We start from the raw sequence: 12,815 nt of genomic DNA, 5'->3' as shown, positions 1-12,815 counted from the left end.
CTTGCTAAAGCCTCATCCTCCGGTAGTTAATCACTTTGGATTATTATATCCAAAATTTTTCATCTGAAGTGAGTCATTACGCCAGTCACGTCTAACCTTTACGAAAAGCTGCAGATTGACCCTGCAGCCAACCATTTTTTCGATATCTTCTCTGGCCTGACTACCTATTTTTTTAAGCATTGAACCGCCCTTACCTATGACGATTCCCTTATGTGAATCTCTCTCACAGATAATTGAAGCTTCAATATCCATAATGTTATCCGCAGCATCTACGTTTGCTGCATCCTCTGCTCCACCTGCAAGTGCTGCAAGCATAGCATCCAGATCCGGCGTACCGTCAGCATTTGAAACAGCTATAGTATTTGAAGCTCCGCCGTTTGCTGATTTCTTTGGCGGATGAACATGCTTTGATTTTTTCTTTTTAGTTACAGCTGCAGCCTTACGTGTCTTCATGGTCTCAACTGTTACAGCAATACCGTGAGGCACTTCGTCAGTTAAAAGCCTGAGTGCCTTCTCGCGGATAATTTCCGCAACAATCTCCCTTTCTGACTGATTTGTAAGAACCTCATCATCATAAAAAGGGTCACCGTAAGGAAGTCTGTCAAAAATGATCTGCATCAGATCATCTAAATTCTCACTCTTAAGTGCAGACACAGTGACTATGTCTGCATATTCCATTTCCTTTTTATAGGCATCAATAAACGTCTGGAGATCAGCAGCATCAACGGTATCAATCTTGTTTATTACAAGAATCACCTGCTTGCCGCATTCGCGGAGCTGATCAATAATCATGTGCTCTCCCTGACCGATAAAGGTTGAGGGTTCAACAAGCCAAAGAATAAGATCAACCTCTTCCATGGTCTTGGTGGCAACCTTAACCATATATTCACCCAGCTTGTTTTTAGACTCATGTATACCGGGAGTATCAAGGAACACAATCTGGCCCCTCTCATCGGTATAAACAGTCAGAATCTGGCCTCTTGTGGTCTGAGGCTTATGAGAAGTTATCGCTATCTTCTGACCGATTAAATGATTCATAAGTGTGGATTTACCCACATTTGGTCTGCCGATAAGAGTCACATATCCGCACCTTAAAGCTGCATTTTGATTATTCTGATTTTCCTGCATAAATAAGCTGCTCCACTTTTCCAAACAAATCTTTATTTTCTTCGAGCTTGTTGCCATCACCTACAACACAGATGCAGTCATCCTCCATGAAAGCATCAACGTAGGCTGCAAGACTTCTTATCTTTTCCTGATCTGTTGCAATAAGATCATCTCTGTCCTTCTGAATATCCTTCATATCAGCGTGGCAAAGGTAGGCTGTAAGGCCATATGCTCCCTTTGTTGCTGGAGTCTTGGGTGTATCAAGCTCGCTGATGGCACCAATGATGAACTGGGTAATTGTTCTCTCATCTGCTTCGAAATTCCTAAGATACTCAGATGCCTGCTCGAACACCTCTACACTTCTCTTAAGGTGTGGATCTCTGTAGGTTGCAAAATATGAATCACCATTCTTTGCAAAACCGCTCATACAACCGTATGCACCGCCCAATACTCTGATATTCTTCCAAAGATAATCATATGCAAACATCACCTTAAGCACTCGAAGTGACCCATCATACTTAAGTCCCTTTGACACATAATTGCCGGCTCTGCATACATACTGAATCTGTCCTGCTGTCTGGAAGCCCTCATTGAGCTTATTGGGAACTATAGTAAAGCCGCTTCCGTCAAATTCCTCAGTGTGAAGTCCTGCGGCAAATCCCTCTACTCTGGAAGCTGCTCCATCATATTCTTTCTCAGACGCAGTATAATCCACCATCAGATTTTCCGCTCTAAAGATGATTGTGGAAAGCTCCTTCATATATCCGATAATCTCATCAGCTGCCTTTTCATCAGATGCGAATTTCTCACGAATCTCCTCCATCATGCGATATCCGCCGATTCCGGAGGTCATATCTGAAAGCTTGGCCGCACTTGAAACATAGGACATTGCTCTCAGCGCAGCACTGTGATGTCCTGCTGCTGCAAGCTCTGATCGAAGTCTTGAGCAGTTCTCATCCAATATCTCAATAAGACGCTTTTTATCATCAAACTTTGTACGCATAAGAATCTCGGAAACGAGTCCAAATGCATGATCAAGCTGAGGATAAAGTGCTTTCACTGTGATTTCAAAGGTTGTCTTAAATTTGCTGACATCCCTTGCATCAGTATACGTACTTATAGATCCACTAATTCCGCCGGTCTGAAGATTTATCTCGTTATACAGATCACTGTAGGAATAATTCTCAGTATCCATAAGTCCAAGAAGAAGCTTTAAAAGCGGTGTGTAAGGAAGAAGTCTGTCCGGTACCTTGGTCATATCGAAAACAAAGTTCAGGTATCCTATTCCGTTTGTAAATACATTGTGGAATAGAAGCTTCTGCTTTCCGACAAATCTTTCCTCATATATAAACGCATCTGCTTCCTTTTTCATATCTTCTCTTGTAAGAAGCGGAATCTTGGCAAGATCTTCAGGGCTATCCGGTTCCTCCTGATAAGCCTTAAGCTCAGCGGTATTCTTAACAATAGCCTGAATCTCTTCTTTGCTTAAGGTCTCTTTATATGCCTTGAGTTTTTCCTTAAGCTGCTCCTCCTTCTCCTCTGTAAGTCCCTGTCTGGGATTTGCAACAAGAGTCGTACAATGATTATTATCAAGAAGATACTCCTGTATTAGCTTTTCAAAATACCCTGTCTCTACTTCTTTTTTAAGCTCGGCAAAGGTATCATTGGCCTCGATATTGATCCAGGGCTTCATGTCGTCATAAAGCCAGCTGTCCAGTACCTGCAGCCCGTAAAGAAGTCCCTTGGGGAATCTTCCAAAGTCAGCCTCTCTGTATTTGAACTCATCTGCATTGATACCCGCAAGCAGAGCCTTTTTATCTATTCCGTTCTTAACCTGTTCTCTAAGAACATCCTCAATGGTCTTAAGGAATTCATCCCTCTGTTCGGGATTTGCATTTTTTGCAACTATGGAGAAAACCGGCTGTCTTACACCATTATCGTATTCGCTTAAAATCTCACTACCAATACCCTTGTCAGTCAGTGCCTGCTTTATGGGAGCTCCGGGTGCAGAACAAAGTGCATAATCAAGAACGTCAAAAGCAATATAAAGCTTAGGATCAAGGCTGCTTCCCACTACATAATTAAGGGTGAGATATGTGTTGTCCTTAGTAGACTCATCCTTCATGATAGGAAACTGACTCTCAAGATATTTTCTGCCCTCAAAACTCTTTTGAAGCTCTATTTCGGAATCCACCTTAATCGCATCAAAAGCGCAAAGATAGTTCTTATCGATATAATCAAGCTTTTCTGCCATATCCATGTCACCATAGAGATAGATATAGCTGTTCGAAGGATGATAATACTTCCTGTGGAAATCAAGATAGTCATCATATTTAAGCTCATATATCTCATCAGGATCTCCGCCGGACTCTATGCCATAGGTGGTATCAGGGAAAAGTGACTTTCTGATATCTCTGGCAACAACCTCATCAGCAGATGAAAAGGCCCCCTTCATCTCGTTATAAACAACACCGTTGATGGTGAGGTCATCATCCTCATTTTCCATCTCGTAGTGCCAGCCTTCCTGCTCAAATATCTTTTTTGTCTGATAAATATTTGGATAAAAAACAGCATCAAGATAAACATGCATCAGATTCTGGAAATCAGTATCATTGCAGCTTGCCACGGGATAAACAGTCTTATCCGGATATGTCATGGCATTTAAAAATGTATTGAGTGAGCCCTTTACAAGCTCAACAAAAGGATCCTTTATAGGAAATTCACGGGAACCGCAAAGGACCGTGTGCTCAATTATATGCGCTACACCTGTGGAATCCTTTGGCGGAGTTCTGAATCCTATATAAAAAACCTTGTTATTATCATCATTTGAAAGGAGAGCTAATCTGGCACCGGCCTTTTTGTGTCTTACAATATAGCTCTCGGAATTAAGATCATCAATTCTTCTTTTCTCTAATACCTCGTATGCGGCAAGGTCTTCAATTCTCATTCGTGTTCCTCATTTTCTAAATCTTAGGTGGAAATATTAAATATCAAAATCATCATCGGGATCGATGGTGATGTCAAAGTCATCTTTTTTTATCTTCTCTTCAGGCTTACCTACAGAGAGAATTCCGATGTTTTCTGTTTCAGGTCGGTTCATATTGAAGTGAGGAACAAGATTTTCCTCATCCTCTTCACCTGTCGGAAGTACCATTCCCTCCGGCACGAAACGTGGCTTATTATCCTCAGGTGCATCTTCAGTGATCTTGTTTTCTACCGGCATAACAACCTCTCTGCTTTCCTTGTCCTCAGCCTCTTTTTCGGCATCCTCAGTCTCTGTTACGTCATCAACTGCCTTTACATCTTCCTGGGTATTTACATCTTCCTGGGTCTTTACATCTGATGCTTCAACAACGTCTTCTTTCGTTATTACTTCAGCCACCACTTCTTTCTCTTTGTATGCAAAGCATGATACAGCACAGCCTGTAAGAATAGCCAGCATCAGGAAAAGATACATATCATAGTTGATAACGGTTCTTCCGCAAACTACTGACAACACACAGGAAAGCACTGTGAATAACAGCCATGGAACTATTCTCTCGTTTCTTTTTGAGAATATAAAGCTAAATATAACTGCAATGGCACCTCCAAGCATTCCAAGAGAAATCACGAGATTCCACCAGGATGCACTAACCGAAGCAAACCATGCGCTTTTATTTATTCCATAAAATCTGTTTGCATATTCAAAGAAGCTTACGTAAAAAGGTCTCATGCCTCCAAGGAAGTAAACCGAACATCCAAAGGCTAATAACCCTGCAACTATGAATACAATAAAATCGATAAACGCTGCTCTGAATGAAAAAGCCTCATCATCACTAAAAAGTGCTGCAATCATGAAAACAATTACTGTTATTGCTGCTATGTCGATATAAACCGCAAAGCCGGTAAGTGCACCTATTATGATTCCCAAAATCACATGGCCGGGTTTAATTCTATCTGTTCCGCTTATACCTTTTGCATAAAGCACAACAAGCATAAGGACAAGCATTAAACAAGCAAAAAACAGATTCCCGGCATAAACATGCTTTATTGAAAAGCCAAACAGCGGTATTGCAACTGTTGCAATGCTTCCGGCAAGCGCTCCTAAAATGCCAATGGTGTTTCTAAGTGCAAAATAAAGTGATATGAGCATTATCATCCTAAAAACAAGCTGATAAGCAAGAACTGCCCTAAGCTCATTACCAAGAAAGCTCATCAAAAAATTAAGTCCCATGATATATAGACAGTCAATAAAACTTCCGCCTGCAGGCACTACCCTGTCCTTTGTCACAAGAGCACTCTCAAACAGCTGCATATTCCCTGTCACAGGAATAATTCCGTTGATAAATCTTATATACACAAATGCTGCGGCTACAAAGAGAATGACAGGAAGTATTATCTCCGGCACCCACTTTATTTCATCACTGACATTTTTATTTATAGCTTTTCCAATGGTAACACCCACTGCTGACACAACAAGAGCCGCTACAGCAAGAGCCAGCACTATAAGCGCCGTCACCATTCTTTTGTCATAGACAGGAAAAAGCCCTGAAATAAAGCCTGTAACTCCTGTAGCAAAGATTATTCCTACTGTATAGATTACGAAGACACAAATCCCCATCCATGTCTTTTTAAGCTTCATCTCAAGGCCTCCCCACGTCCCATTAAATTTTTATTTATTCTGCTGCACTGTCATCCCAGTTGTGATAAACAGCCTGAACATCATCATCCTCTTCAAGAATGTCAAGGATTCTCTGAATGCACTTAACGTTGTTCTCATCAGCAACCTCAACGTAGTTCTGAGGAATCATTGTGATCTCAGCAGAAGCAGAAACGATTTTCTCCTTATCAAGTGCCTCAACAACGCCCTGGAATGCTTCGGGAGTAGTAAGGATCTCGTAGCTGTCGTCTTCTTCGTTGAAATCATCAGCACCTGCGTCGAGAACAAGCATCATAAGGTCATCTGAACCCATAGAGCACTCTTCCTTATCGATGAGGATCTGACCCTTCTTATCGAACATGTAAGATACGCAGCCGGGTGTTCCTACGTTACCGTTACCCTTTGAAAAAGCAGCTCTTACGTTAGCAGCTGTACGGTTGATATTGTCTGTAAGTGTATCAACGATGATAGCTGTACCGCCGGGGCCATATCCTTCATATGTAAGTGTCTGATAGTTAACACTTCCGTCTGCACCTGCAGCCTTCTTAATACCACGCTCAATAGTATCGTTAGGCATGTTGTTTGCCTTAGCCTTTGCAATTACCTGTGCAAGCTTGAAGTTATTGGACGGATCAGGGCCGCCCTCCTTAACTGCTACTGCGATCTCACGTCCGATTACTGTGAAAATCTTACCCTTAGCAGCGTCATTTTTCTCCTTCTTATGCTTAATGTTCGCAAATTTTGAATGTCCTGACATAGTGTCCTCCTAAATAATACTAAATTGCTTTATATTCCTGATCGTCTGATTCTTCCTCGGATTCTTCATCCTTTAATCTTTTAACCAGAACGCTTTGGATCATATGATTTTTTACCGAAAGAATCTTAAAAGAATATCCGCTTATCTCAGCAGTAAAATCTTCATTCTCCTCCGGAATTCTGTCGAGCCTTGATATCAAAAGTCCGTTGACTGTTTCAAATTCCTCATCGTCAAAGGTAAGTCCGAATTTTTCTTCAAGGTCTTCAAGCGGCGTTTTGCCCTCAATTATAAACTCATCCTCATTGGATGTAGCCTCGATATACTCCTCTTCCTCGTCATACTCATCCATGATGTTACCAACGATCTCCTCGATGATATCCTCCATGGACACAAGACCCGCAGTCTGTCCGTACTCGTCGATAACGATAACCATCTGGGTCTTGGACTTCTGCATTTCATGGAAAAGTGTATCTATATTTCTGGTCTCAGGTACGTTCTTGGGTGAACGAAGAAGACCTCTTGTCTTTCTAAGCGGAGTATCATCATCAATATGCTCAGAAAGTCTCTTCATTGCATCCCTGATATGAAGGATACCAATGATGTGATCAATATTATCAAGATAAACAGGGAATCGGCTGTTGTTCATATCAAGCATGAAGTTTACAGCCTCTTTTAATGTGGTATTACCGTCAATACAAACCATAGCCTTACGATTGGTCATGATATCTCTGGCCTGCTTATCAGAATATTCAAAAATATTACTGATCATATCGGCCTCTGAATCCTGCAAAACACCCTGCTCCTGACCCTCAGATACCATTGATTTGATTTCTTCCTCGGTGACATCATTCTCATCTGCTTCCCAGTGAAAACCAAACAGTCTGAGAATCGCCATAGCCGTAAATCTTACAATTCCTGTAAAGGGACTGAGAATCTTTATGATGGCACTTATAGCGCCAACGCACACAAGAGCCCATTTTTCGGGATATCTTGCACCGAGCTTCCTTGGTATCAGCACACCTATGGTAAGCACAACATACATAAGAACAAGTACTGCAACCACATAGGATATAAGCTGCGCAGCTACTGTATTCTGAATATAACCGCCTATGAGTCCAAATGTGAAACTGCTTAACTCTCTGACATACGTAAGTCCAAAAAACATATTAACGAGAAGTGTTACCAACTGGATTGTATTGATATAGCGTCCCGGATGTTCCAGGATTTCAAGGATTTTCTCAGCATTTTTACCATCCTTCCTAATCAAGGTGGCAGAACCGTTCTCATCCTTCTCTTTATCCAGTCTGTTGATGTCTTCAGGCTTTAGATTCTCAATAGAAGCACCAAATCCGTAAAATAGCACATCTATAAGGATCATCACTACAAAAATCAGTAGAAAAGCAGTGGCAGTAGGCCCATCGTCGTCCATTAAATCTAATCTCCTTTTTATTCATGATTGCAAAATGCGTCAAGTTAAAATATAGCATTTCAGCCCTTTACAGTCAAGAAATGGGCATGAAAAAGGCCCTCCATTGGGTGGGGGGGATCTCATACCAGGCCATTCCTTGTAAATATGTATAGTCCACTCTGCTGACGCTCTCGCTTTGTTAAAAACGTAGCGGTACTAAGGTGTCAAAGGACGCCACCTAAGTACCGACGTTTTTATAAACAGCTTCGTGGACTATACATATTTCCCTGAATGGCCTTGAATCAAACCTTCTCACCTATTGGAGGGCTTTTTCATGCCCTGAATTTCTTCTTTATTTGATCGTACTGTACGTTTATTTCCTGCAGCGCGGAAGTATCACCATCCATGTTATCGGGATGATAAAGCTTAACAAGCTGCTTATACTTACGGTCGGCGGATTCTTTAGTGGTACAGCCTGCAAAGAAATTGAAGGTACCGACAGGTTCGGATTTAGGTGTGGCTCTCCGGTTATGAGATTGTTTATGACTGTTGTATGATTTGTCTTCTACGCGGTCGTCGTAGTTGTCTTCGTAATCGTCATAGTCTTCATCATAATCGTCGTACTCAGCATCTTCATCATCTTCATAGTAATCTACGTCGTACTCATCATCGTAGTCTTCGTCATCTTCGTACTCATCATCGTAGTCTTCGTCATCTTCGTACTCTTCTTCGTACTCATCATCATAGAAATCTTCCGGTCTGCGTCTGCGATCTCTGCTATCGTCATACTGCCTCTGTCCGAAAGTGTCATCCTCAAATTCTCTGCTATGACGACGAAGCCAGCTGTTGTAGTTTTTCTGGTCTATCCTATGTCCGGCGCTTGGAAAGAGCAGCTTATATCTGCCGGTAGCCATACCCATTATGCCACGTCCTGTGATAACAGAGCCAAATAAATAGATTGCTACATCCGCAAAAAGCGCAAAAATAAGGAACCTTCCGCAGAATGAAAAGGCACTTGCCGCAATCAATATAAAACCTATAGGTATAATAAGAATAAGTGCCAAAAACAGCAGCACAAAATACATCATCGTTCCGCCGTACTTAGACATCAATCCCAGATAATCCGAAGCGACTTTTACCAAAGCCGTTCTGGCAACTCCGGAACTGATTTGTACAGGAAAAGATGCCCAAAAGGCATCTCCTGCAAACAATGACACTATTAACAAAATAAGGAAAGCTGAATAGACAAGCGCTGTAACAGGAAACGCCACAAAAAACATGCGCAGCAGACGGAATATCTGGCGCATAAAGAATGAGATCATCTCAAATATATTCTTAAAAATCCAAATAAGGATTCTTGTCACAAACTCAAAAAATACCGAAATCATGCTTACATTTTAGCGTAGTTCTCACAACTCCGCTATCCCCAAAATCTTTCCGCCTCTTTCATACAGTCTGGGAACTCTGTGATTAAGATCGCAGGTAAATTCGTAGTTGAATCTTCCGCTGATGTCACCGAGTTCTTCGATAGTTATCTTCTCTGACTCTGTTTCCCCAAATTCCTTCTCACTCTCACCGATAAGAATAACCTCATCTCCCTCTTTTGCGTTTGGAATATGGGATACGTCTACCATAAACTGATCCATGCAGACGCGGCCCAAAATTCTGGCCTTCTGACCATGGATAAGAACGTAACCCTTACCACCGGAAAGACTTCTCGGATAGCCATCGCCATATCCTACAGGAATCGTGGCAATTCGCATACGCTTATCAGAAACAAAGGTTCCGCCATAGCTTACAGGGGTACCCTCCGGAATATCCTTTATATATGAAATATGAGAATACAGTGACAAAGCAGATTTTATCTGAATCTTATTCCTGCTCACTTCATCAGATGGCCACATTCCGTACATAGTTACGCCGCAGCGCACCATATCCATGTGTGCTTCAGGCATTTCAATAATGCTTGCACTGTTCGAGCAGTGCTTTATCGGAATGTGATACTCTGTCTCCTTCTCCACCAGATTTATGAAATTCTGAAATCTTTTAAGACTTTCATGAGCATTTGTCAGGTCTGCCTCATCCGCTCTGGCAAAATGAGTGAAGATACCTTCGATCTCAATCCCCTCCGTTGCCAATGCAGACTTAAAAAAAGCAAGTCCCTGCGCATCAGGTCTTACGCCTATTCTGCTCATGCCGCAATCCACAGCCACATGAACATGGAAAACCTCGCTTCCGCCCTGGCCTCTGCGCTTCTTAACCCGCTCAGCAAGCTGCTTTAACATATCATATCTGAAAACAGCAGGTCTGATATTCTCCTTAAGCATTCTGTCATATGCATAAGGAAAGGTGTAGCCAAGCACAAGAATAGGCTTACTTACACCCGCTTCTCTTAGTTCAAAGGCTTCCTCTGCTGTAGCTGTAGCGAATCCCCAGACATAGGGCTCCTTCATGAGCATCCTGGAAATCGGTACTGCACCAAAGCCATACCCGTCAGTTTTAACAACCGCGAGGATATTTGTTCCCCGCGGCATTGCATTGTACATATTCTCAACATTTGAATGGATAGCATCCAGATTGATCTTAGCGTAAACTCTTGAATATTCTTCCAACATTGTTACTTCAAAACCTCTGTCTTATCAGCAAAAATATCCTGCAGTGCTTCTGAAATATCCCTTGCAGTCATGGCACATTTACCATGCCTTTCCGCTGCGATATCTCCTGCTCTGCCGTGAAGAAAGCACCCGATGACCGAAGCCTCAAATATATCTTCATAGTCCTGACAGCAAAGCGCACCTAAAAGTCCCGCAAGTACATCACCGCTGCCGGCAGTTGCCATTCCGTCATTTCCGCTGATATTTATATATTTTCTTTCTCCGTCAGTTATTACACTTCTGGCGTCCTTACATATGATACTCGCATCAAAATCTTTTGCAAGTGCAGAAGGTAACGTCAAAATATTCTCTCTGCATTTTTTCAGGCTCTCACCTGCAAGTCTGGAAAACTCAGCAAGATGAGGTGTAAGAACCTTATCCCCGTGATACAGCTTAAACTTATCGCGTATTTCCTTATCATTTGCCAGTATACTAATCGCATCAGCATCAAAAATCAGCTTTTTATCGGGGCATTTAAGCACTGTCCGAAGCAAAGCTTTTCCTATCTCACCGGTTCCGATTCCGGGGCCGCATACTACCGCATCCGCCCAATCTATGGCGCCTGACAGCATTTCCTGAATTTTAGATAAAATATCCTGATCGTCCTCATCATAAACATCTGACATAGCTTCAGGTATCAAAGTCTGCACAGCGCTGAGATTTGCTTTTTCAGTAAAAATACGAACCATTCCGGCTCCGCTTTTTAGCGCACTTTCGGCAGCCATAATGCAGGCTCCGCTTACGCGTCTGCTTCCGGCCACAATAAGCACCTTACCAAAGGTTCCTTTATTTCCTGAAGGTGACCTCTTAGGAATCAGTTCACTCACTGAGGCATTTCTGTCTATATATTTATATGCGGGAAAATCAGCCAAAAAGCCATCCTCAGTAATTCCAACTTCAAAAAGCCTTAGCTCGCCCACATATTCATTACCGGGGAAAAGAAGCTGTCCCAGCTTCACAAAGCCAAAGGTAACAGTCATATCGGCCTTTACGCAACAACCACATATCTGACCGTTATCAGAATTAATTCCCGTAGGAATGTCGGCAGCGATAACATAAGGTCTCTTTTCAGACTCTGCACATGCTTCATCTATCAGCATGACAGCCTTTTCAAATTCGCCGCCAAGAGTTCTGCTGCAGCCTGTTCCAAGCATGGCATCTATTATGACATCACACCTTTTTATGATCCATGCCGGATTATCCTCCTTATCAAAATAATAAGCAGGTACTCCGTATTTTTTTGCAATATTTATCTGTCTTTTTAAGGCATCGCTTTTTCTGCCCTTTTTGTGCCCTACGTAAAGAAGTGCCACATCAATCCCGGCCTGAAACAGAAGTCTTGCAGCAGCAACACCGTCGCCGCCATTATTTCCGGTACCTGCAAAAACAACTACGCTTCCGCCCTTTGGGCACTTCTCCTTTGCTGCCTCAAATAAAGAAAGAGCCGCACGTTCCATCAGGACATCCTGCAGAACGCCGAAATGCTCAATCGTTGTCTCATCACACCTTCGCATTTCCGCGGCATTTACAGCATATTTAGATTTCTTTTCAATTGTCTGTGTATTTTTCATCTTCTATGACTATTCCATTCTCAACTCTCATCCCCTCTTTAGGTATAACGGGATGACGTCTCTCGGGATCATATTTAAGATCAAAGAGGTCGATAACTTCCGGTCCGAAAATATCATGCATGTAGGAGTAAACATTGAAATTCTCAATCTCCCTTTCCTGCATGCGTACTATATTTTTCTTAAGCTGCACCCTGACCTTTGATACCCACTCATCTATGGCCTGAATCTCAGCCGTATTGGCATCCATTCTTCCATAAAAAACGTTCATGGTCTCAATCATCAGGTCCACATCTGTTCTGTAAATTTCTCTGGGAAGTCCCAGCATATCATCCTCACACTCTTCTATCTTCTCATTACTTTCCCTGATAAGTCTGGTGTGATCATCTATCTGAGCTTCTATTTTTTTCCTCTGCTTAGGATTCTTGTCAGCATCATCTCTTAACGTGACTATCTCGCTAAGAAGCCTCTTTTTAAGACGCTTAATATCCTTGATCTTTTCCCTGGTCTTCTCCTGCTTGTCCACAAGTTTATTAAGCTCAGCCTCAAGTTTTTTTATTTTATCAGTCTTGGGGCTCAGTATAAAAAGCTTTTGCCACCTCTCATCCTTGGACAATATTGGTATATCCTTGCCGATGAGGGCTTCAGAATAAATATTTGCATCTTTAGCCATAAGAATTCC

Annotated in this window: 9 protein-coding genes; all 9 read right to left on the bottom strand. The window is 42.2% G+C overall.

Going from position 1 to position 12,815, the window contains the following annotated elements:
• Positions 1–30: 30 nt before the first annotated feature.
• The 9 genes from era to G608_RS19400 all read right to left on the bottom strand — a co-directional run bounded on the left by era (position 31) and on the right by G608_RS19400 (position 12,806).
• Positions 31–1,128 (bottom strand): GTPase Era, encoded by a 1,098-nt coding sequence (gene era, locus G608_RS23775; protein ID WP_026494383.1) that lies wholly within the window; start codon positions 1,126–1,128, stop codon positions 31–33.
• Complete coding sequence (locus G608_RS0100705) at positions 1,109–4,054, bottom strand: insulinase family protein (RefSeq protein WP_026494382.1); 2,946 nt, start codon at positions 4,052–4,054, stop codon at positions 1,109–1,111. The genes era and G608_RS0100705 overlap by 20 nt, the downstream gene beginning before the upstream one ends.
• Positions 4,055–4,090: 36 nt before the next feature.
• Positions 4,091–5,728: a hypothetical protein gene (locus G608_RS0100700; RefSeq protein ID WP_026494381.1), complete on the bottom strand. Its 1,638-nt coding sequence runs from the start codon at positions 5,726–5,728 to the stop codon at positions 4,091–4,093.
• Positions 5,729–5,762: 34 nt separating this feature from the next.
• A complete protein-coding gene (locus G608_RS0100695) occupies positions 5,763–6,503 on the bottom strand; it encodes a YebC/PmpR family DNA-binding transcriptional regulator (RefSeq protein ID WP_026494380.1) in 741 nt (246 codons plus the stop codon).
• A 19-nt stretch (positions 6,504–6,522) separates the two neighbouring features.
• Positions 6,523–7,932: a hemolysin family protein gene (locus G608_RS0100690; RefSeq protein WP_026494379.1), complete on the bottom strand. Its 1,410-nt coding sequence runs from the start codon at positions 7,930–7,932 to the stop codon at positions 6,523–6,525.
• Between the two features lie 311 nt (positions 7,933–8,243).
• Positions 8,244–9,299, bottom strand: a complete 1,056-nt coding sequence (locus tag G608_RS22055; protein ID WP_051208656.1) for a J domain-containing protein — start codon at positions 9,297–9,299, stop codon at positions 8,244–8,246.
• A gap of 21 nt (positions 9,300–9,320) precedes the next feature.
• A complete protein-coding gene (gene alr, locus G608_RS0100680; protein WP_035794251.1) occupies positions 9,321–10,526 on the bottom strand; it encodes an alanine racemase in 1,206 nt (401 codons plus the stop codon).
• Between the two features lie 2 nt (positions 10,527–10,528).
• Positions 10,529–12,136 (bottom strand): bifunctional ADP-dependent NAD(P)H-hydrate dehydratase/NAD(P)H-hydrate epimerase, encoded by a 1,608-nt coding sequence (locus G608_RS0100675; protein WP_051208654.1) that lies wholly within the window; start codon positions 12,134–12,136, stop codon positions 10,529–10,531.
• Positions 12,114–12,806: a hypothetical protein gene (locus tag G608_RS19400; RefSeq protein ID WP_196810109.1), complete on the bottom strand. Its 693-nt coding sequence runs from the start codon at positions 12,804–12,806 to the stop codon at positions 12,114–12,116. Before G608_RS19400 ends, G608_RS0100675 begins: the two co-directional genes overlap by 23 nt.
• Positions 12,807–12,815 lie beyond the last annotated feature (9 nt).

It is taken from the genome of Butyrivibrio sp. WCD3002 (assembly GCF_000424265.1).
Taxonomy (GTDB): Bacteria; Bacillota; Clostridia; order Lachnospirales; family Lachnospiraceae; genus Butyrivibrio.
The sequence above is the reverse complement of the archived record's forward strand: the minus strand, read 5'-3'. Positions and strand labels throughout refer to the sequence as shown.